The sequence below is a fragment of the Herbidospora sakaeratensis genome (assembly GCF_001570525.1).
GTDB lineage: Bacteria > Actinomycetota > Actinomycetes > Streptosporangiales > Streptosporangiaceae > Herbidospora > Herbidospora sakaeratensis.
Genome location: NZ_BBXC01000011.1, coordinates 469561 through 489407, shown reverse-complemented (window position 1 = coordinate 489407; position 19847 = coordinate 469561). Strand labels below are relative to the sequence as shown.

Genomic DNA, 19847 nt, shown 5'->3' with positions numbered 1-19847 from the left:
CCAAAACGCGCCCTCCCCGTAGGGAGGGCGCGTCTAGATTGGGCCGCCGGGCTACTCGCCCAGGAGGTTCTTCAGGGTCTGCTGGTCGACCTGCTTGACCTGGCCGGCGGGCGGCGTCTGCACGGTGACCGGCTTGTCGTACTCCTTGACCGTCAGGTTCAGGTTGAACGGCTGGCCGCCTTCCTCGTTGCGGAACTGCTGCCGCTTGACCATGCCCGAGGAGTCGACCCAGGTGTCCACCCGCAGGGTCTTGGGCCAGTTGGTCGGCGACGGCGTCGGCGCGGGCAGGCCGGCGGCCTCCGCCGCCTCCTGCGTGTCGAGGGTGGAGCTGTAGTGGGTGACGGTCTGGCCGCCGACCTCCTCCTCGCCCTCGTTCTGGACGTCCTTGTGCGCGCCGGCGATCTGCTTGATCGTCGCGGGGTCCTGGAGGCGGCCGCTGGTGAGCAGGTCGGAGATCATCTTTCCGCGCTCGCCGGGCAGGTTGTTCAGCGGCACCTGCCACCAGGTGTTGCCCTGGTTCGGGATCAGGCCGTCGCCGTTCACGTAGGCGGTCTCGCCGTTGACGATGATCTGCGGCTGCGCCGAGTTGGGCTTGCCGTTGAGCGTGAGCTGGTTGACCTTCGCGGTCAGGAGGTTGGGTTTGTTCTGGCGCGCCCAGGTGCCGCGCGCGTCAATCTTGCCTTGACTGCTGAAGTGCATCGTGCCCGACGCGGTGTTGGCCTCGGCGCTCTTCGTGAGAGCGTCCTGCAGGGCCGTCGCCGGTTCGGCGGTCGTCGTGGGGCTGGCAGACGGGCTCTCTGAGCCTGTTGGGCTCTGGGTCGGCTCGGGACTCCCCGCGGGTGCGGATGAGGGGACGTCCGGGACGGGTGTTGCCCATGCCGCCGTCGTCCCGGCCCAGGCGGCGGCGGTGACCACTGCCGAGGCCGTGCCGAGAGCGGCGAGCCGAAGACGAGCGTGTCGCATTTGTCCCCCTGGTATGCGATTTGTGCTGTCCCAAGCACCGTAAGTGGACAAATGGGGCGAAAAGTAGAGGTATGTCCTTTTGGGTGATAACGCGGATGATCGCTTGACCGAAAAGGACATGATCTTGACTGATCGTCTAGCGACGCCGGGGATTGGTCCGGGACGTCGGCGCCGCGGCGAGCGGATCCTCCGGCCAGGGATGCTTCGGATAACGCCCCCGCAGCTCGGCCCGGACCTGCCGATAACCTTCCCGCCAGAACGACGCCAGATCCCCGGTGACCGCGACCGGCCGTCCCGCCGGGGAAAGCAGGTGGATGGTGACCGGGACGCCCGCGACGACCGGGGTGGCCGTCCACCCGAAGAGTTCCTGCAACTTGGCCGCCAGCACCGGGCGTTCGCCGCTGTAGTCGAGGCGCGCCTGCGAACCGCTGGGGATCTCCAGCCGTTCCGGCACGACCTCGTCGAGCCGCACCTGCCACGGCACCAGCCCCCGGAGCGCGGCGGCGACGTCGAGCGCGGCCAGATCGGCCCGTCTGCGGACCCGCGACAGGTCGAGCCCGTCGACCAGCGCCTTCTCCACGTCGGGCCACGGATCGCCGAGCGCCCGGCGGGCGAACTCCATCCGCTCCCTGAGCGCCCGCGCGGCCGGCGTCCAGGTGAGCAACTCCACCCCTTCCTGCCGCAGCCCCTCTTTGACCGCCGAGGAGACATCGGTCTTCAGGGCTCTGGACGACAACTCGATCGCCCCCAGCCGCCGAACCCGCCGCGCCACGACGTCGCCGTCGCGCCAGGCGATCTCGTCCTCCTCGACGACGGGCGCCGACATGAGCGCGACGCCCTCGTCGATGACGGCGGCCTGCCGGACCCGCGCCGCGGCCCTCCCGGTGGCCCGGTCGGCGACCGCCACGGCCAGCCACTCGGCCTCGCCCAGCCGCGACCCCTGCGCGACCTCGGCCCCCGTCCCCGACGCCATGACGAACCCGCCCCCGGCCCGCCGCCGGGCGACCCGCTCGGGGTAGGCGAAAGCGACGACGATCCCGGCGACCTGGTCGTCGGAGAGACCGCGCTCCTTCGGAGAAGGCGCTTCGCGGGCGAGGCGGTCGGCCTCGCGCCGCAACTCCGGGGTCCGGGCGGCCCGCCAGGCCGTCACGAGGTCGTCGGAGGCGTCGCGGGGAAGTCGGTCACCCAGGAGGGCCACCACCTCGGCGGCCTGCTGAGCACCGGTCAGTGGCGCCGCGTCGAGCAGCGCCCGCGCCAGCCGGGGGTGCACGCCTATCCGGGCGATCCGGCGGCCCTTCGCGGTCACCTTGCCGTCGTCGAGGGCGCCCAGCAGCGTGAGGGTCTCGCGGGCCGCCTTCAACGGCCCGGCGGGCGGCTGGTCGAGCAGTGACAGCTGGTCGGAGCCCCAGCAGGCGGCCTGGAGGGCGAACGAGGTGAGGTCGGCCAGCACGATCTCCGGCTGCGGGTGGTCGGCCCGGCGTTCGGCCTCCGGCCAGCACCAGTAGACGGCCCCCGGGCCCTCTCGCCCCGCCCGCCCGGCCCGCTGGGTCGCCGCCGCCCTCGACGCCGGGACCGTCACCAGGGACCCCAGCCCTCGGGCGTGGTCCATGCGGGGCTCCCGCGCCAGCCCGGAGTCGACCACGATCCGCACGCCGGGCACGGTCAGGCTCGACTCGGCCACCGACGTCGCCAGGATGACGCGCCGCCCGTCGCCGGGCGAGAGCACCGCGTCCTGGACGTGGGACGGCGACCCGCCGTGCACCTGGAGCACGTCGAGGTCGGCGAGTTGCCGTCCGACCGCCCCGAGTTCGGCCACGCCGGGCAGGAAGCAGAGCACGTCGCCGTCGCGCTCCCGCCAGGCGCGGCGGACCGTGGCGGCGACGTGGGAGAGGAAGGCGGCGTCGACCCGGGGCCAGATCACCGCGGGTCTGGGCGGCGGCGCCCACACGACGTCGACGGGATGCACCGCGCCCGGGGCCTCGACCACGGGCCCCTCGATCAGGGACGCCCACCGGGGCGCGTCGGCGGTGGCCGACATGGCCAGGATGCGCAGGTCGGGGCGGAGCGCGGCGCGTACGTCCAGAAGAAAGGCCAGGGTGGTGTCGGCGTCGAGATGGCGCTCGTGGCACTCGTCGACGATGACCACGTCGACCCCGCTGAGTTCGGGGTCACGCTGGAGGCGCTGGAGCAGCACGCCGGTCGTCACGACCTCGATCTGGGTCGCCGCCGAGACCCGGCGTTCGCCGCGGATGGTGTAGCCGACCCGCTCGCCCGTCTTCTCGCCCAGCGACCAGGCCATCCGCCGCGCGGCGGCCCTGACGGCGATCCGCCGGGGCTCGGCCACCACGACTCTGCGGGGGGCCAGCGCGAGCGGCACGAGCGTGGTCTTGCCGCTGCCCGGAGGGGAGGTCAGCACGGCCGCGCCGTCGGATTCGAGGGCGGCCAGCAGCCGCGGCAGGGCGTGGGTGACCGGGAGCACGCCCGTCAGCTTAGGCGGCGCGGGTGAGACCGAGGAGAAGCTCGGCGTTGGAGCCGGTGTCCTTCAGCTTGGACAGGAACGGCTCGAAGCTCTCGTGTGTGTGGAGAGCCTTGCGGAGCTGCCACACGAGCGGCAGTTCGGCGGGGTCGAGGAGGAGCTCCTCACGGCGGGTGCTCGACCCGGTGACGTCGACGGCCGGGAACACCCGCCGCTCCGACAGGGCGCGGCTGAGCCGCAGCTCCATGTTGCCGGTGCTCTTGAACTCCTCGAAGAGGTTGTCGTCCATCTTCGACCCGGTCTCCACCAGGGCCGTCGCGATGATCGTGAGGGACCCGCCCTCACGCAGCTTGCGCGCCGCGCCGAGGATCCGCTTCGGTGGATGCACGGCCCGCACGTCGATCCCGCCGCTGAGCGTCTTCCCGCCGCCGGGCAGGGTCATGTTGTACGCCCGCCCGACCCGGGTGATCGAGTCGATGAGCAGCACGACGTCCTTCTGCTGCTCGACGAGGCGCTTGGCCCGCTCGACCGCGAGCTCGACGACGGCGATGTGGTCGGCCGGCGGCCGGTCGAAGGTCGAGGCGATGACCTCGCCCTGCACCGACGCCTTCATGTCGGTGACCTCCTCGGGCCGCTCGTCGACGAGCACGACCATGAGGTGGACGTCGGGATGGTTGGTGCTGACGGCGTCGGCGATGGCCTTGAGGATCAGCGTCTTGCCGGCCTTGGGCGGGGCCACGATGAGCCCCCGCTGCCCCTTGCCGACGGGCGTGAGCAGGTCGATGACCCTGGTGGAGAGCACGCCCTTGCTGGTCTCCAGCCGGAGCCGCTCCTCCGGGTGGACGGGTGTGAGATCGGCGAAGTGCGGCCGATGCTCGGGCGGCCCGGCCTCGACGGAGACGAGCCTGCCGCCCTGGGCGGTGCCATGGACGACGTCGCCCTGCCGGAGCCCTTTCAGCAGCTCAGGCGGGACGAGGACGTCGTTCGGCGATTTGAGGTAGCCGTCGACCCGCAGGTGACGGCCGTCGAGGATGCCGCGCACGTTCCGGGCACGGCGAACGAGGGGGGTTGCCATGGTGGGCTCCTTGGGAGCACGGGAAGGCAGGCCACGGAAGGCCCGTTGGAATGCCTTCGGTGAATCAGAGAGTGAAGTGGGGAGCGGGTGCCTTAGAAGAGGCCAGAAACTCGCAATCCCAACGACACGGTAACACGGGGAGAGCCGCCGGTGTTCCCCCCGATCAACCGGCCTCGGCGCGGGCGAGCGTGCGCAGGACGCCCAGCGCCACCTCGGTGGGGCTGCCGGGCTCCGCCTGCGCGGTCCAGAGTCGCCGGCCCGGGGCGCTGTCGATGGCGAACGACTCGTGCCAGAGGGTGAGGTCGCCGACCAGGTGATGACGCAGGAGGACCGGATCGCGGCGCTTGAGCCGTACGTCGTGGCGCGCCCACATGCGCCGGAAATCCTCGCTGGCCTCCGAGAGCTCCGCGACCAGCGCGTGCCCGGACGGGTCGTCGCGGTTCGTGCCCAGGCCGGCGCGAAGGTGGGCCACCATGGCCCCCGCCTCCGTGTCCCACTCGATCCAGCGATCACGTGCCCGGGGATCGAGGAAGAGGATGCGCAGCAGGTTGCCGGTGCGCCCGAAGTCGCCGCCGGTGATGGCGCCCCAGAGCACGTTGCAGGCCAGCACGTCGGTCCGGTGGTTCACCACCGCGGCCGCCACGTCGTGCCACTGGTCCATCAGCCGCAGCACCTGGGGGTTGACCTCCTGGTCCGGATCGGCGGCTTCGGATCGGCTCCGCGGAGGCCGGGCGAGCGCGCGAAGGTGGCCGGCGGCGTCACCGTCCAGCCGGAACACCCGCGCCAGGGCGTCGAGCACCTGGTCGGACGGACGGCGTTCGATGCCCTGTTCCAGTTTCGTGTAGTAGTCGGTGCTGACCTTGGCCAGGAACGCCACCTCCTCCCGGCGCAGCCCGGGTGTGCGGCGGTGGTCGCCGCACGGCAGCCCCACCTGGCCGGGCGACACGGTCTGCCGCCGGGCGCGGAGGAAGTCGCCGAGTGGGGTACGCATACGTGACAGCGTAGGAAACCGCAGGTAAACGGCCTAACGAGGCAGGCGCAGGACGAATCGGGCCCCGCGGTCGCTGTCGCGGATGGTGAGGGTGCCCCCGTGGGCTTCGGCGATCTCCCGGGCGATCGCCAGACCGAGGCCGGTTCCGCCGGCGTCCCGGTTGCGGGCGGCGTCCAGCCGGGCGAAGCGGGTGAAGACCACCTCCCGGTCCTCGGCCGCGATCCCGGCGCCGTCGTCGAGCACCTCCAGCGTCACGGCCGACTCGTCGGCTCGCACGCTGACGGTGACCCGGGAGGCGGCGTGGCGTTCGGCGTTGTCGACCAGGTTGATCAGCAGGCGCGCGATTCGCAGCGGGTCGCAGTCGGCGACGACGTCCGGCTGGAGGTCCTTCACGACGGCCACCCGGCGAGGGCGCCGGTCGAGTTCGGTGTCGACGAGCCGGGTCAGGTCGGTCCGTTCGGGGGTGAGGGGGGCACGGGCGTCCAGCCGGGCCAGGGTGAGCAGGTCGGTCACGATCGCCTGCAGCCGGTCCACCCCGGCCAGCACCGCCGCCGTCATCTCCGGCCAGTCGGTGTCCTGCGGATACGCGAGCGCGTCCTCGAGTCGGGTCCGCACGGCGGTGAGAGGGCTGCGCAGGTCGTGGGAGGCGTCCGCGGTGAAGCGCCGCAACTGGTTGTACGCCTGCTCCAGGCGGTCGAGGGTGTCGTTGACCGTCACGGCCAGCAGGCTGATCTCCTCCTGATTGGGGGCGGCGAGGGGGACCCGGCGGTCGAGGTCCGCCGCGTTGATCTCCGCCAGTTCCTCGCGGATCGCGTCGATCGCGGTCATGTCCCTGTTGACCAGACGGAACGTGCCCGCCGCCACCGCCGCCGTCACCAGCAGGGACGCGCCGGCCACGAAGGCCAGCACGGTGGTGCTGCCGTACCAGGGGCTCTGGGGGACGGCCACGTGCAGCAGCCAGACCCCGTCCGGTCGGTCGACCTTGTAGGAGTCGACGATCATGCAGCCCCTGAGCCCGGCCGGAGGACACAGCACCTGTTCGGCGTGTACGGGGTGGCCGGTCGCGGGGAAGGCGGCCATCGGCGGGTGGCCGAGGAGCCGGGGGGAGGCCCCGACGGTCCGGCCGCGGGGGTCGAGGACCTGTATCGCCAGGTCGTCTCCGCCCGGCAGCACGGCGGGGACCGGCCCCTCTCTGATGACGGGCAGCAGGCCCTCCACCGCATGGGTGATGCGGGCCCGGGTGGCCTGGGCGTCCTTGTTGCCGGTGAACATGAGGAAGAGCACCCCGGCGCCGATGAAGACCAGGGCCGCGACCACGCAGAACTGCAGTGACCGGCGGGACCTGATGGAGTTCGGGAACGGGCCCGCCCGCGAGTACCTTCTCGGAACATTGTCCACATTTGGACGTTATGTTCTGTTTTCCTGGCCAGGGAGTGTGTGGCGCACCCTGTCTCGGCGACGCCCTATCTCGACTGGAGCGCGTCCAGGGCCACCGCCATCGCGATGACCAGCCGGCGGTCGAGCCGCGGGTCGTTGATCTCGATGGCGTACCTGTCGCGCAGGCCCCACTTGCGGTCGACCGAGAAGGCGATCGAGGCGCCCACGCTGAAGTCGAAGTGGTAGGGCAGCCACTCCAGCGAGTCGGCGAAACGCCTTAACAACGCCACCGACAACCGGCGTTCGGTGCCCGTGTAGGTCGGCAGGCCGGGCTGCTGGACGTGCCACGTCGAGCGCAGCAGCGACTTCCCGAAGTCCTTGCGGAACATGCCGATCGAGGTGCCCGACGCGTCGACCACGTCGTAGCCGCTCGCCAGGTCGATGACCTTGCGGGCCTTGAAGGCGGCCAGGGCCTCGGCGCGGCTCTCGTCGGTGTAGAAGGTCACCTGCTCCTTCAGGGCCAGGCGTTTCTGCTCGGCGAACGCGACCACCGGGCCCTCGGAACCGTCGGGTGAGACCGTGCTCACCACGTAACGGTTGACCATCGGGGTGATCTTCTGGCGAAGGATCAGCTTCGACTGGGTCTGGAGGGCCGCCGCGTCCACAAGAACCTCCGTTTTCAGGGCCTTTCCCACCCTATTACCCAAGATCCCCGGTGAGATAGCGCTGGACCGACGGGCCTACGGAGATCACCAGTTCGTCGGTGGTCATCGACGCCATCGGCTCGACGGCGAGCAGGTAGCGGGCGAAGGCCATGCCCATGAGCTGGGCGGCGGCCAGGATCGCCCGGCGTTCGGGCCGGTCTCCGGGCAGGCTCTTGGCCAGCGGGCCGGCCAGTTCGCCGGTCATGAAGTCGCGCATGATCTGGGCGGCGGTCGGGGTCGAGGCGATGGAGCCCACGATGGCGCGGATCCTCGGCCCGGTGTCGGGGCTCTCCCAGACCTCCAGGTAGCGGCGCGTCAGGCGGGCGCCCAGCGAGGAGACGTCGCCCTCCAGGACGACCGCGAGTTCCTGGACGGGCATGGCGGCGCGCAGCGCGGCGTCGAAGAGGCCGTCCTTCGAGCCGAAGAAGTGCATGACCAGGGCCGGGTCGACATCGGCCGCGCGGGCGACGCCGCGGATGGTCGTGGCGGCGTAGCCCGACTCGACGAACGACGCGACGGCGGCCTCCAGGATCGCCTCTCTCGTCTGCGGGGTGCCCGGCCGGCGGCCGGTCTTGCTGGTTTCCATGGGGGCTATTCAACCACGTTGAATTCATCTATGTTGAACTCAACAGCGTTGAAGTCATCAAGGAGAGAAATCATGAAGAGGCTGATCCCGGCGGTGGTCCTGGCCACCCTCATCGGGATGTTCTTCGTCGGCTCGTTCGTGGGCGCCCTGCACGCGCCCGAGCCGCACGACGTGCCGGTCGCCGTCGTCGGGCCCCCTCAGGCCGCCGCGCAGATGGGCGAGAAGCTGGCGGGCAAGTTCGAGATCACCGCCTACGCCGACGAGGCCGCGGCGCGAGCCGCGCTGGCCGACCGCGAGGTCGAGGCGGTCGTGCTGCCGCAGCAGCAGAAGCTGGTCGTGGCCAGCGCCGCCGGGAGGTCGGCGTCCACGGTCATCACCTCGGTGTTCACCCACGCCGCGCCGCTGACGGTGGAGGACGCCCACCCGCTGCCGCCCGGGGACCAGGGCGGCATCGCCGGCATGTTCTTCGTGCTCGGGCTGGTCATCCCCGGCATCGCCATCGGGGTCGCGGCCGCGAGGGAGAAGCCGCTGGCCGGCATCGGGGCCGTGGTGCTCGCGGGCGTCACCGTCGGGCTGGCCAACGCCTGGCTCGGCGACGTCGTGTTCGGGGCGCTGCCCGGTGCGTTCCTCGGGCTCGCGGGGATCTCGGCGGCCATCGTGATCACGCTCGGGCTGGTCGTCGCGGGGCTGGTGCGGCTCATCGGCACGCCCGGCGCGGGGCTGGCCGGTCTGCTCTTCGTGCTGATCGGGGTGCCGGCCAGCGGCGGGCCGCTCGGGGCGCGGTTCATCCCGGAGTGGTATGCGGCCGTCGGCCACGTGCTCCCGGTCGGGCAGGGGTCGGTCGCCATCAGGAACGTCGTCTTCTTCGACGGGGCCGCGCTCGGGCTCCCTCTGCTGGTCCTCGCCGGGTGGGCGGTCGTGGGCTTGACCCTGACCCTCTCAGCGGCGTCTCAGGTCAAACGTGCATCATTTGCGGAGTGAGGATGATTCGCCGGTTGAAGTGGCCGGCCATGGCGGGACTGGCCGTGCTGGCGTACCTCACCTTGAGGAACGCGCTCCCCACACCCTCCGAGGTGTGGGATGTGATCACCGCCGCCGACGTCGACTGGCTGCTGGTCGCGGCCGGGTTCCAGATCCTCGCGATGGTGGTGTTCGCCCGGTTCCTCCGCCGGTTGCTGGCGCTGGGCGGGGTCCGGGTCTCCCGGCCCCGCATCCTGGCGGTGACCTTCGCCCGCAACGCCGTGGCGGGGTCGCTGCCGGCCGGGCCGGTGGTGTCGGTGGCGTACACGACGCAGGTCTTCGCCAAGCTCGGGGCCGGGAAGCGGCTGATCGCGGCGGTGCTGGTGCTGGCGGCGGCCTACTCGGGCGGCACGTTCGGGGTGCTGGCGCTGGTGGCGCTGGTCATCTCGCCGGAGACCCGGCTGGTGACGCTGATCGCGCTCGGCTGCCTGGTCGTGGCGGGCGTCCTGCTCTTCAAGGCCGGTCACCTGCTCGACCGGCTGCCCAAGGTGTCCGGGCAGCTGAAGGCCACGTTCAAAACGGTCGGCGGCACCCGGCGCGACCATCTGCGGCTGGCCAACCTGGCGCTGCTCAACTGGGTGCTCGACGTGATCAGCCTGGGCGCGGTCTGCTGCGCGATCGAGGCGACCGCCACCCCCCACACCGTGCTGCTCGGCTTCGTCGCGGCCAAGACGGCCGCCGCGCTGGCGGTGGTGCCCGGCGGGCTCGGCGTGGCCGAGGTCGGGATGGCGGCGACGTACATCGCGGCCGGGATGTCGGCGGAGCAGGCGGCGGCGGTCGTGCTGCTCTACCGGCTGGTGTCGTACTGGATGAACCTGGTCCTCGGGTGGTTCGCGTGGCTGCTGCTGCAGGACCCCTTCCGCCGGGCGACGATCGGGGCGCTCAGCCGCCTGGGGGCCTCGCTCAGTCCTTTCGTGTACGACCGGCACCCGGCCCCTTAGGGACGCAGGCCGTCGAGCAGCCGGGCCACGGTGCGATGCCGCAGGTCGGGCGTCCACCCGGCGGCCAGCGCGCCGTGACAGGCCGCGGCGAGCAGGGCGGTGACCTCGTCGGCCCGCACGCCGGCCCTGACCGTGCCCGCCTCCCCGGCCCGCGCGAGCAGGACCTCGACGGCCGTGCCGAGGGCCGCCACCTGGCGGTCCACCCCGACGTCGACGGCGAGTAGGTGGACCACCGTGCGGGCGCCGGCCGCGTACTCGACGACCTCGGCGAAGAAGGTGAACAGCGCCGTCCCGTCGCCCTCCTCCGCGAGTGCGGCCGCCCGTGCGGCCAGCCGTCCTTGCAGGTCTTTCATGAGCGCGGTGAGCAGGTCGGCCTTGGTCGGGAAGTGCCGGAAGACCGTGCCGATCGCGACCCCCGCCGTACGCGCGACCTCCTCGGTCGACGCGGACGTGCCGTGGGCGTCGAAGACCTCGGCGGCGGCGGCCAGGATGCGGGCCCGGTTGCGGCGGGCGTCGGCACGCAGGGGCGGATCGGACACGGCGCTCCGTTGACAAGATGAGTGGTGACTCATAATTTAGCCGGGACATAGTGAGTCGCCACTCATGTTAGGGGTGCGCCGTGCTGCTGACCGGACCGCTGGACGCCTTCGAGCGTTTCCGCGACCACCTCCTGACCGGCACGTCCGCCGGTCTGGAAGAGTTCCTGGCCGACGACGGGGTGGTGGAGAGCCCGTTCGCCCCGCCGGGCGCGCCCCGGCGCATCGAGGGCCGGGCGGCGTTCGCGGCCAGGGCCGTGCCGCAGCGGGAGGCGCTGCGGTCCCGTGTCACCTTCACCGAGGTCAGGGATGTGGTCGTGCACGAGACGGCCGACCCCCGGGTCGCCGTCGTCGAATACGAGATCGAAGGGGTGCGCACGACCGACGGCCTGCGGGCGGCCGCGCCGTTCGCGGTGGTCGTGCGTGTGGACGACGGGCGGATCACCCTGTGGCGGGAGTACCAGGACCCGGCGGCGATGGCCTTGCTCATCACCTAGGGGTTTTCTCAGGGTTCGTGGTGGAACGGGGGTTGGTTACCGGTTCGTTGAACCGGTAACCGAACCACACGATGGAGGAACTCCTGATGCACCGATCCCGTCACCACAAGATGATCGCCGGGGTCTGCGGCGGTATCGCCGAGCGGTTCAACATGTCCCCGACGGTCGTCCGGCTCCTGTTCCTCGCGTCCTGCCTCATCCCCGGTCCGCAGTTCATCGCGTACCTGATCATGTGGGTGGTCTTCCCCAAGGCTCCGGCGCAGAAGTACGCGCACCGCTGACCTATCCTCGGTCCATGGACGCACGGCCGCTGACCCTGATCCACGACGAGCTGGTCGACTACGAGAAGGCCATGGCCACCATGGACGAACTCATCGCCGACCGGCAGGAGGATCGCCGCCCCGACACCCTGTGGCTGCTCAGCCACCCGAAGGTGTTCACGGTCGGCCGGCGGACGCTGACGGAACACCTGCCCGACCCCTCCCACGGCATCCCCGTGGTGACGACCACCCGGGGCGGGCAGCTGACCTACCACGGCCCCGGGCAGCTGGTCGGCTATCTGATCGTCAAGCTGCGCACCGGCGAGGGGGTCGTCGACTACATCCGCGAGGTGGAACTCCGGCTGGTCGAGGCCCTCGCCGCGGTGGGCGTCGCGGCCGAGCGGCGGGACACGCCGCCCGGCTCCGAGCTGCTCACCGGGGTCTGGACCCGCGACACCGGCCGGAAGGTCGTCTCGATCGGCATGCGCGCCTCCAAGGGTGTGACCAGCCACGGGTTCGCCGTCAACGTCGACGGCGACCTGTCCCCGTGGGATCTGGCGGTGCCCTGCGGCATGCCCGACGTCGACATGACGTCGGTGTCGCGCGAGACGCGCGCGGGAGACATGGCCACGGTGGCCGCCGCCGTGGCGGCGGCCTTCGAGGCTCGCTAGATCCTCAGGGCTTGTAGTAGGCCCCCTGTTCCGGCTCGTCCACGGTCCGGCGCGGGCCGGTGAACCAGCGGCGGGCCGAGAGCCGCCACCACAGGCCGACGCCGAGCACCATCACGCCCACTACGATCGGCGCGTAGTTCACGGCCGTCCAGGTGAAGTCGGCGGTGAACGGCACCCCGGCGGGGGCCAGCGGCATGATGAAGTAGATCGACACGACCGCGATCTCGACGATCGCGATCCAGCCCATCACCTTGTACTTGCGCCCGAGCGTCCATGGTCCGGGCTGGAACCGGTCACCCATGCGCAGCCGCAGGTAGATCGGGATGGCGAAGGCGATGTAGAGGCCGATGACGGCGACCGAGACGACCGCGTAGAACGCGAGCGGGGTGCCCGTCGGGGCCTCCCAGAGCGCCGGCAGGGTCAGCACCAGCGCGGCCACGCAGCCCAGGATGATCGCGTTCACCGGTGTCCGGTTCTTGTCCACCTTGGACCAGAGCCGCCACCCGGGGACGGCGCCGTCCCGGGAGAACGCGTAGGTCATCCGCGACATCGAGGTCACGCAGCTCATGCCGCAGAAGAACTGCCCGATCGTGGAGATCGCGAAGATCGCGTTGGCCAGGTTGCCCGGCACGGCCGTGTCGAAGATGGCCCCGACGAAGCCGAACTGGTTGTTGATCTCGTCGACGTTGGTCGCCGCGAACAGGAACGCCAGCAGCAGGACCCAGCCGCCGATCGCCGAGTAGAAGATCGACTGCCACAGTCCGCGCGCCGCCGCCGTGGACGCGCCCTGGGTCTCCTCCGACACGTGCGCGCAGGCGTCGAACCCGGTGATCGTGTACTGGGTGAGCAGGAAGCCCAGCGGCAGCACGAAGAACCAGAAGCTGTTGTCGCCGAAGCCCGAGTTGTTGATCGTCTCGGTGAAGACGAACGACATCGACTGGTGCGAGTCGGGCCCGAAGATCAGGATCAGCACGACCACCGCCGCGCCGAAGACGTGCCACCACACCGAGACGTTCTGCAACAGGGAGATCAGCCGGTGGCTGTAGATGTTGATCAGCGCGTGCAGCGCCAGGATGATCGCGAACAGGATGAAGGTGTTGGTGAGTGACACCTCGAAGCCGAAGAACCGGTCGAGGGTGATGTTCATGAACGTCGCGCAGCCGTAGTCGACCGACGCGGTCACCGCCACCAGGCCGATCAGGTTGAACCACCCGGTGAACCAGCCGTGGATCGGCTTGCCCATCTTGGCGGCCCACCAGTAGATGCCGCCCGCCGTGGGATAGGCCGACACCAGCTCCGACATGCACAGGCCGATGATCAGGATGAAGATCGAGATGATCGGCCAGCCCCAGGAGATCGCGATGGGGCCGCCGTTGTTCCAGGCCTGGCCGAACGTGGTGAAACACCCGGCCAGGATCGAGATGATGGAGAAGGAGATCGCGAAGTTGGAGAAGCCGCTCCACGTTCGCGACAACTCCTGTTTGTAGCCGAGTTCCGCGAGTCGCTTGGCGTCGTCGTCGAGGGATTGAGCCATCGAGGCCTCCTCATGCCGTGCAGTGGGGGGTTACCGGCCAGCGGCGTCCATGAGGGAACCGAAGCCGGGGTCCGTGAGATCGCCCGTCGCCTTGGCGTACTTCGTGGCGGCTTCGGCGTTGTAGTCGAAGTCGCGCTGCTGGGCCACCAGGCCGTGGTGTACGACGAACCAGAGCGTCCAGGTCAGGTTGGACATGATCGCGTTCAGTCGTACGCGGGCGATCAGCGCCTCGTCATGGGTGCCGAAGTAGGCTCGCGTGAGCCGTTCGACGTCGTCGGGGTCGAAGGAGGCCTCGGCGGCGATGTCGCCCAGTTCGAAGCAGGGGTCGTTGTTGCCGGAAAGCTGGTAGTCGACGATTCTGACCCGGCCGTGCGCCTCGATGAAGTTCTCGGGGAGCAGGTCGTTGTGGCAGGGTACGTCCGTTATGTGACGTTTCGCCAGGGTTTCTTGGATGGCCCGGACGGTGCCCGTCCACTCGGTGAAGCCCTCGGGCATCGGCAGGTCGTGGTCCCGGCAGAGGGCGACGAAGCCGTCGTACTTGCGGAAGATCGAGAAGTCGTTGGCGAAGCGCGGGCCCGCGTGCAGCGCGCGGGCGGCCTGCGCGACCCGGGGGATTCGGGCCCGCACGGCCGGCGCGTCGAGGGTCAGGCCGTCGATGTACTCCAGGATCAGCGCGCCCGGCAGCTCGTGCAGCACCCGCGCGCCCACGCCGGCCTCGGCGGCGACCACCGTGTTGGCGATCTCCTGGTCGAGGGGGAGGCCGAGGCCGGTCGCGGCGATCTTCGGGTCGAGCACCCGCAGCAGCCAGCGGTCGCCGTCGTCGGTCTCCACGCGGGCGATGTAGTGGCTCAGCCCGCCCTTGATCCTCGTGTGGGTGACCGGGCGGCCGGCCCAGGACGCGACCAGACCCAGCGCGGACGCGACGGGATCTGGCATGCGCTGCTCCTTTTGGTCTACGTTTAGACCATTGATCGCATTTTGGGCGTCAGTTGTTACAGGACGGTACCGATGGTGCAACTTCCCGCAGACGCCCGAGCGGTCGTCATCGGGGGCGGGGTGGCCGGCTGTTCGGTCGCCTACCACCTGGCGCGACTCGGCTGGCAGGACGTCGTCCTCGTCGAACGGCACGACCTGACCGAGGGCACGACCTGGCACTCGGCGGGCTTCGTCGGGCAGTTGCGCTCGACGGTCACCCAGACCCGCATGATCATGTACTCGGCCGGTCTCTACCCCGAACTCCGCGACCTCACCGGTCTCGACCCGGGCTGGCACGGCGTCGGCGGGCTCCGGCTCGCCACCACGCCCGAACGCCACGAGGAGCTGGTCCGGCAGGCCGGCGCGGCCGAGACCTACGGCCTTGACCTCGAACTCCTGACGGGCGGGCAGACCGGCGACCGCCTGCCGCTGCTGGAGACCCGCGACGTCGTCTCGTCGCTCTGGTTGCCCGGCGACGGCTGGCTCGACCCGGCGCGGCTGGCCAAGGCGCTGGCCGAGGGGGCGCGCAAGCTCGGCGTGCGGATCTTCACCGGTGCCGCCGTGACCGGGCTGGAGACGGCGCACGGCGCGATCACCGGCGTCCGGTTCGGCGACCACGTGATCAGGACCGAGACGGTCGTCAACGCGGCCGGGGCGGCGTCGGGCGTGATCGGGCGCATGGCCGGGGTCGACCTGCCGATCGTGCCGATCAAGCACCAATACGTCGTGACCGAATCGACCGGTGTTTCGGTCGACATGCCGACCGTCCGCGACCCCGACAACATCGTCTACTTCCGCGAGGAGGGCGGCGGCATCCTGGTCGGCGGCTACGTCCGCACGCCGCAGGTGTGGGACGAGCCCGACCCGCTGACCACGCCGCGCCACCTGTTCGAGCCCGACATGCCGAAGTTCGAGGAGTCGTGGACGTCGGCCGTCCACCGCCTGCCCCACCTGCGCGAACGGGGCGAGATCGGCAAGGTCGTCCACGGGCCTGAGGCGTTCACCCCCGACGGGGAGTTCCTGCTGGGGGAGACGACGGTACGCGGCCTCTGGGTCGCCGCCGGGTTCTGCGTGCACGGCCTGGCCGCCGCCGGGGGCGTGGGCAAGGTGACCGCCGAGTGGATCGTCGACGGCGCCCCCGAATACGACATGTTCGCCATGGACGTCGCCCGCTTCGGACCGCACGCCCGGTCTTCTTCTTGGGCGCGGGCGAAGGTGCTGGACGCGTACAGCGCCTACTACGACATCGTCTACCCCGGCCAGGAGCGCACCGCGGCCCGGCCGCTGCGCCGCTCGCCCGCCTACGCCCGGCACGCCGAACTCGGCGCGGAGTTCGGCGAGAAGGCCGGGTGGGAGCGGGTCAACTGGTATCGGGCCCGCTCTGACGACTCCCCCCGGCCGAAGGGCTGGGCCGGGCGGATCTGGTCGCCCGCCGTCCGCGAGGAGTGCCTGGCCACCCGCGACGCGGCCGGGTTGTTCGACCAGACCTCGTTCGCCAAGTTCGACCTGCGCGGCCTCGACCGGCTCCAGGCCCTGGCCGGGGCCGACCTCGACCGCCCGGTCGGCACGGTCGTCTACACCCAGCTGCTGAACGCGCGCGGCGGCATCGAGGCCGACGTCACCGTCGCCCGCCTCGGCGACGACCGGTTCCGGCTGGTCACCGGCACCGCCTTCGGCGGGCACGACGCCGCCCTGCTGCGCCGCCACGGCGTCGACGTCACCGACGTGACCTCGGCCTACGCCTGCTACTGCCTGTGGGGGCCCGACTCCCACGACATCCTGAGCAGCCTGACCGACGACGACCTGAGCTTCGGCTACATGCGGTCGCGGGAGATCAGCGTCGGCTTCGTGCCGGTGCGGGCCCAGCGGGTCACCTTCGTCGGCGAGTACGGCTGGGAGCTCTACACGCCCGTCGAGTTCGGGCTCACCCTGTGGGACCTGCTGGCCGGGACCGGCGTGCGGCCCGGCGGCTACAAGGCCATCGACTCCATGCGCCTGGAGAAGGGCTACCGGGTCTGGGGGGCCGACATCACCCCCGAGACGACCCCGTTCGAGGCCGGCCTGGGCTTCGCGGTGCGCAAGTCGGTGCCGCGCACCGAGTCGGCGGTGGAGCTCGCCTGCCTGGTCGTCGACGACCCGTCGGAGGTCTGTCTCGGCGGCGAACCGGTCCGGGTCGACGGCGTGCCGACGTCGCGGGTCACCTCGGGCGGCTACGGCCACCGGGTCGACAAGTCGATCGCCTACGCCTACCTGCCCACGGGCGCCACCCGGGCCGAGGTCGGCGTGAACGGCGGCTGGGTGGGCGCCGAGGTCGTCAAGGGTCCCGTGTACGACCCCGCGAACACCCGCGTCAGATCACGGGGGAAGCTCTGACCTGGTGGGCAGCCCCTGCCAGGTCGAGTGGGCGGCCACCGCGAAGGCCGCCACCGAGATGCCCCGCTTGAGCCGGTCGGAGGGATGCACCCCGTCGAGCAGCGCGCTCAGGTATCCGGCCACGAACGCGCCGCCGACCTCGGTCGCGTCGACAACGGTCACGGGGGCGGCCTGGGTGTCGTACCGGAAACCCTCGACCGTGGCGCTGGCGCCCTTGGAGCCGCGCATCACGACGAGTTCGGGCACCTGGGCGATGGCGCTCTCGACCAGGCCCAGTTCGTCCTGGTTGGCGAACAGGACGTCGGCCGAGGCGGCGAGCTCGCGCAGCCCGTCGCGGGCCTCCTGCACGCTCTCCCACAGGTTCGCGCGGTGGTTCACGTCGACCGAGACGAGCACCCCGGCGTCCCTGGCCAGCTTCACCGCGTGGTGCACGGCGCTCCACGCGTAGCCGCTCAGCGCGGGGGTGATGCCGGTGACGTGCAGGATGCGGGCGTCCTGGAGCTCCGCCGGCACGTCGCCGGTCGACACCCGCGACCCGGCCGAACCGCCCCGGTAGAAGACCGCGTGCGCGACCCGGCCGATCCGGCGCTGGCGCAGCGCCAGGCCGCTGGCGGCGGTCTCGTCGACCCGCACGTGGGAGACGTCCACGCCCTCGCCCCGCAGCACCGTGGTGGTGCGCACCCCGATCTCGTCGTCGCTGACCCGGCCGACGAAGGCCACCGAGTGCCCGAGCCGGGCCAGGCCGACCGCCACGGTCAGTTCCGGGCCCTCCAGGTCGAGCCGGGCGGACATGTCATGCCGGATTCGGTCGGCGGTCACGACGCCCAGCACCTCGCCGAGCGTGAACAGATCGGTCATCGCACTCTTCTCCGCAGCTGATCGGGAAAAGCATGGCAGAACCGTTCCAACGGGGGAACGCCGATCGGCCCCCGCCTTGTCCCGAGGCGGGGGCCGATCGAGGGATGCGCGGTCAGAAGGCGTCGTCGCGGCGCGAGTGGCGTCCGCCGGCCACGAGCCGGTCGCCGTCTTCGACCCGGTCGGCGGGACGGGTCTCGTCGCGGTCGTCGACGCCGTTGTGGTTCTGGTCGACGAGCTGCTGCTCGAGATCCCGCTTCTCGCTCTCCAGCCGCGAGACCCGGTCGCGCTCGGCCAGCCGCTCCTCACGGATCCGGCGGCGCTTGGCGACCCCGCGGCGCATGCCGCCGCTGACCATCGCCAGCCCGATGAGGACGCCCGCGGCGGTGGCCGCGCCGAGCAGGAACATCTCGAAGGAGGTCAGCGTGAAGTTCCAGTCGAGCACGGTGATGGGGGTGGTGGCCGTCGCGGTCGTGTCCTGAATGGAGATCTCGATCAAGACTGCACCCGCGACCACGATCAGGAGAAGGCCCAGAAGAACCATGTGTTCTCACCTCGAATGCAGATGTGGCGTGGACCTCCGCTCTGCCCCGGAATCAGCGGTTCATGTGCGCGAGGGCCCGCTCCTCCAGCGTGGCCGCCGCCTCCGCCAGCCCGGCCAGGGTGGTGAGCAGCTCCCGCCGATCCGATTCGCCCAGCTCAGTCCGCAGGGTGTACGTCTCCGCCGCGAGCGCGGCCATCCGCCCGACCGGCCCGCCGGTGACCTGAAGGGTCATGAACTCCTCCAGCAGTTCGCCGAACCGGTCCAGGCCGGGGAGCGTGAGGGGGTGGCAGGCCAGGGCGCTCCAGGCCGCGCCGGCCTCCCGATAGGCGGTCGCGGCCTCGGGGCGGCCGATCTCGTCCAGGAAGTCGGCGTAGACCGGGCGGGTGGCGCCGGGAGCGCCGTACTCCATCTCCAGGCAGACGTGCAGCCGGGCCAGCGGCGGGAACAGGTCGCCGGGGAAGCGCCGGTGCCAGCCCTTGCGGGTGGTGAGGTCGCCGAGCTGGGCGGCGAGTCTCCGCATGCCCGACAGGCCGAAGTTGACGTCGAAGGCGTGGCCCAAAACCGGGCCGGTGAGATGGGCCGCCGTGGTGGTGAGCGCGTCCTGGACGTCCGGGGCGCCCTCCGGCGGCCCGGCGACGGTCAGGATCTGGCAGGGGCGCCGGCCGCCGGGCCCCCAGGCGGCTGCGAAGTCCGTCATGGGCAGGCGCAGCGGGGTCACGCACTCGTCGTCGATGAGGAGGTCGTCGCCGTCCCTGCCGATCACCGCGACCGGGTAGGGGTCGCCGAACGGGATGCCCGGATGCCAGGGCAGCCGATGGCGGTCGACCCAGCAGATGGCGGGCGTTCCGGTTCTCAGCCGCTCGGACAGGTAGCCCATGGCGCGCCGGGGGGAGCGGATCTCCATGTGGTGATGGGGGACGCGGGCCCGCTTCAGCGCCGCCGGGATGAAGGGGTCGGGGTGGTGCTGCGTCACGATGGTCACGGTCGTGGCGGCGGGGTACTCGAAGATCGCGTACATGAAGCCGATGCCGCCGCCCAGACCGGCGCACATCGCCTCGGAGTAGTCGATCCCGGCGCGTTTCAGCACCCTGCTGAGCAGCGCCGAGGGGTGGTGGACGCCGCCTCCGGAGGCCGATCGCGGGGGAGCGCCGGCGGAGAGCACGTGCCGCCGGGCGGTCGTGTAGGACTCGCCGGTCCGGGCCATGCGGTCGCGCACGCGCTTCTTGAAGGTCTTGTGGTCGGTCATCGCCGCCTGTCCTCAACGGCCGCGTCACCGCAGGGTTCCACGCCCCTCGGGTGACGCCGGCCGGATCAGGCACGCCGATGTCGATGCCCCGAGGACAGCGGTCCCCTTTGCCTCCGCGACGCCGGCGGGCGTGGACCGCCGGTCAGGAGGTGGGGCGCGAGACGGCGCCGTCCCCAGTTTTGCACGGGGTGGCCTATTAACTCCATTTGCCCGGGTAGGGGAT

General features: G+C 71.2%; 19 protein-coding genes. 6 read left to right on the top strand and 13 right to left on the bottom strand.

Annotation, left to right across the window (positions count from 1 at the left end; translation table 11 throughout):
* Positions 1 to 51 precede the first annotated feature (51 nt).
* The 7 genes from AW271_RS18340 to AW271_RS18310 form a co-directional block, all read right to left on the bottom strand.
* Positions 52 to 963, bottom strand: a complete 912-nt coding sequence (locus tag AW271_RS18340) for an SCO4651 family lipoprotein (protein ID WP_157554337.1) — start codon at positions 961 to 963, stop codon at positions 52 to 54.
* Between the two features lie 136 nt (positions 964 to 1099).
* The gene (gene hrpB, locus AW271_RS18335) at positions 1100 to 3442 is read right to left on the bottom strand and encodes an ATP-dependent helicase HrpB (RefSeq protein WP_245653088.1); all 2343 of its coding nucleotides are present in this window, start codon (positions 3440 to 3442) and stop codon (positions 1100 to 1102) included.
* Positions 3443 to 3452: 10 nt separating this feature from the next.
* The gene (rho, locus tag AW271_RS18330; RefSeq protein WP_083976804.1) at positions 3453 to 4514 is read right to left on the bottom strand and encodes a transcription termination factor Rho; all 1062 of its coding nucleotides are present in this window, start codon (positions 4512 to 4514) and stop codon (positions 3453 to 3455) included.
* A gap of 163 nt (positions 4515 to 4677) precedes the next feature.
* Positions 4678 to 5505 (bottom strand): helix-turn-helix domain-containing protein, encoded by an 828-nt coding sequence (locus AW271_RS18325; protein WP_157554335.1) that lies wholly within the window; start codon positions 5503 to 5505, stop codon positions 4678 to 4680.
* A gap of 33 nt (positions 5506 to 5538) precedes the next feature.
* Positions 5539 to 6903 carry a sensor histidine kinase gene (locus tag AW271_RS18320; RefSeq protein ID WP_062338335.1) on the bottom strand — a complete coding sequence of 455 codons (1365 nt, stop codon included), beginning with the start codon at positions 6901 to 6903 and terminating at the stop codon, positions 5539 to 5541.
* Between the two features lie 65 nt (positions 6904 to 6968).
* Positions 6969 to 7547 carry an LURP-one-related family protein gene (locus AW271_RS18315; protein ID WP_198169149.1) on the bottom strand — a complete coding sequence of 193 codons (579 nt, stop codon included), beginning with the start codon at positions 7545 to 7547 and terminating at the stop codon, positions 6969 to 6971.
* Positions 7548 to 7581: 34 nt separating this feature from the next.
* Entirely contained in the window at positions 7582 to 8172 is a 591-nt protein-coding gene (locus AW271_RS18310; RefSeq protein ID WP_062338333.1) for a TetR/AcrR family transcriptional regulator, read from the bottom strand.
* 72 nt (positions 8173 to 8244) lie between these two features.
* On the opposite strand from AW271_RS18310, the gene AW271_RS18305 reads away from it, so the two are divergent.
* Positions 8245 to 9153 (top strand): hypothetical protein, encoded by a 909-nt coding sequence (locus tag AW271_RS18305; protein WP_062338332.1) that lies wholly within the window; start codon positions 8245 to 8247, stop codon positions 9151 to 9153.
* A 2-nt stretch (positions 9154 to 9155) separates the two neighbouring features.
* Complete coding sequence (locus AW271_RS18300) at positions 9156 to 10133, top strand: lysylphosphatidylglycerol synthase transmembrane domain-containing protein (protein ID WP_062338330.1); 978 nt, start codon at positions 9156 to 9158, stop codon at positions 10131 to 10133.
* Here AW271_RS18300 and AW271_RS18295 read toward each other — a convergent pair.
* Positions 10130 to 10672 carry a TetR/AcrR family transcriptional regulator gene (locus AW271_RS18295; RefSeq protein ID WP_245653087.1) on the bottom strand — a complete coding sequence of 181 codons (543 nt, stop codon included), beginning with the start codon at positions 10670 to 10672 and terminating at the stop codon, positions 10130 to 10132. The two genes, AW271_RS18300 and AW271_RS18295, sit on opposite strands and share 4 nt — an antisense overlap.
* An 80-nt stretch (positions 10673 to 10752) precedes the next feature.
* On the opposite strand from AW271_RS18295, the gene AW271_RS18290 reads away from it, so the two are divergent.
* The 3 genes from AW271_RS18290 (at position 10753) to lipB (ending at position 12097) form a co-directional block, all read left to right on the top strand.
* Complete coding sequence (locus tag AW271_RS18290) at positions 10753 to 11166, top strand: nuclear transport factor 2 family protein (RefSeq protein ID WP_157554331.1); 414 nt, start codon at positions 10753 to 10755, stop codon at positions 11164 to 11166.
* A gap of 86 nt (positions 11167 to 11252) precedes the next feature.
* Complete coding sequence (locus tag AW271_RS38570) at positions 11253 to 11447, top strand: PspC domain-containing protein (protein ID WP_083976802.1); 195 nt, start codon at positions 11253 to 11255, stop codon at positions 11445 to 11447.
* Positions 11448 to 11461: 14 nt separating this feature from the next.
* Positions 11462 to 12097: a lipoyl(octanoyl) transferase LipB gene (gene lipB / locus AW271_RS18285; protein ID WP_062338326.1), complete on the top strand. Its 636-nt coding sequence runs from the start codon at positions 11462 to 11464 to the stop codon at positions 12095 to 12097.
* A 4-nt stretch (positions 12098 to 12101) separates the two neighbouring features.
* Here lipB and AW271_RS18280 read toward each other — a convergent pair whose 3' ends face one another.
* Both AW271_RS18280 and AW271_RS18275 read right to left on the bottom strand, forming a co-directional pair.
* On the bottom strand, positions 12102 to 13631 hold the full coding sequence (locus tag AW271_RS18280) for an amino acid permease (RefSeq protein WP_062338324.1): 1530 nt from the start codon (positions 13629 to 13631) through the stop codon (positions 12102 to 12104).
* A gap of 30 nt (positions 13632 to 13661) precedes the next feature.
* Complete coding sequence (locus AW271_RS18275) at positions 13662 to 14567, bottom strand: protein kinase family protein (RefSeq protein WP_062338322.1); 906 nt, start codon at positions 14565 to 14567, stop codon at positions 13662 to 13664.
* 75 nt (positions 14568 to 14642) lie between these two features.
* Between AW271_RS18275 and AW271_RS18270 the strand changes: the two genes are divergently transcribed.
* Positions 14643 to 16979 carry a GcvT family protein gene (locus AW271_RS18270; RefSeq protein WP_169806360.1) on the top strand — a complete coding sequence of 779 codons (2337 nt, stop codon included), beginning with the start codon at positions 14643 to 14645 and terminating at the stop codon, positions 16977 to 16979.
* Here AW271_RS18270 and AW271_RS18265 read toward each other — a convergent pair.
* The 3 genes from AW271_RS18265 to AW271_RS40760 form a co-directional block, all read right to left on the bottom strand.
* On the bottom strand, positions 16962 to 17837 hold the full coding sequence (locus AW271_RS18265; RefSeq protein ID WP_062338317.1) for a sugar kinase: 876 nt from the start codon (positions 17835 to 17837) through the stop codon (positions 16962 to 16964). The two genes, AW271_RS18270 and AW271_RS18265, sit on opposite strands and share 18 nt — an antisense overlap.
* A 112-nt stretch (positions 17838 to 17949) precedes the next feature.
* Positions 17950 to 18378, bottom strand: coding sequence for a hypothetical protein (locus AW271_RS18260; RefSeq protein WP_062338315.1), 429 nt, complete (start codon positions 18376 to 18378; stop codon positions 17950 to 17952).
* Positions 18379 to 18430: 52 nt separating this feature from the next.
* Entirely contained in the window at positions 18431 to 19624 is a 1194-nt protein-coding gene (locus AW271_RS40760; RefSeq protein ID WP_062338313.1) for a BtrH N-terminal domain-containing protein, read from the bottom strand.
* Positions 19625 to 19847 lie beyond the last annotated feature (223 nt).

What these genes read in the sequence shown, in the direction of transcription:
- AW271_RS18305 (WP_062338332.1), top strand. Translation starts at nt 8,245, where the DNA reads ATGAAGAGGCTGATCCCGGCGGTGGTCCTGGCCACCCTCATCGGGATG.
- AW271_RS18275 (WP_062338322.1), bottom strand. Translation starts at nt 14,567, where the DNA reads ATGCCAGATCCCGTCGCGTCCGCGCTGGGTCTGGTCGCGTCCTGGGCC.
- AW271_RS40760 (WP_062338313.1), bottom strand. Translation starts at nt 19,624, where the DNA reads ATGACCGACCACAAGACCTTCAAGAAGCGCGTGCGCGACCGCATGGCC.
- AW271_RS18260 (WP_062338315.1), bottom strand. Translation starts at nt 18,378, where the DNA reads ATGGTTCTTCTGGGCCTTCTCCTGATCGTGGTCGCGGGTGCAGTCTTG.
- AW271_RS38570 (WP_083976802.1), top strand. Translation starts at nt 11,253, where the DNA reads ATGCACCGATCCCGTCACCACAAGATGATCGCCGGGGTCTGCGGCGGT.
- AW271_RS18340 (WP_157554337.1), bottom strand. Translation starts at nt 963, where the DNA reads ATGCGACACGCTCGTCTTCGGCTCGCCGCTCTCGGCACGGCCTCGGCA.
- lipB (WP_062338326.1), top strand. Translation starts at nt 11,462, where the DNA reads ATGGACGCACGGCCGCTGACCCTGATCCACGACGAGCTGGTCGACTAC.
- AW271_RS18325 (WP_157554335.1), bottom strand. Translation starts at nt 5,505, where the DNA reads ATGCGTACCCCACTCGGCGACTTCCTCCGCGCCCGGCGGCAGACCGTG.
- AW271_RS18280 (WP_062338324.1), bottom strand. Translation starts at nt 13,631, where the DNA reads ATGGCTCAATCCCTCGACGACGACGCCAAGCGACTCGCGGAACTCGGC.
- AW271_RS18310 (WP_062338333.1), bottom strand. Translation starts at nt 8,172, where the DNA reads ATGGAAACCAGCAAGACCGGCCGCCGGCCGGGCACCCCGCAGACGAGA.
- AW271_RS18265 (WP_062338317.1), bottom strand. Translation starts at nt 17,837, where the DNA reads ATGACCGATCTGTTCACGCTCGGCGAGGTGCTGGGCGTCGTGACCGCC.
- AW271_RS18300 (WP_062338330.1), top strand. Translation starts at nt 9,156, where the DNA reads ATGATTCGCCGGTTGAAGTGGCCGGCCATGGCGGGACTGGCCGTGCTG.
- rho (WP_083976804.1), bottom strand. Translation starts at nt 4,514, where the DNA reads ATGGCAACCCCCCTCGTTCGCCGTGCCCGGAACGTGCGCGGCATCCTC.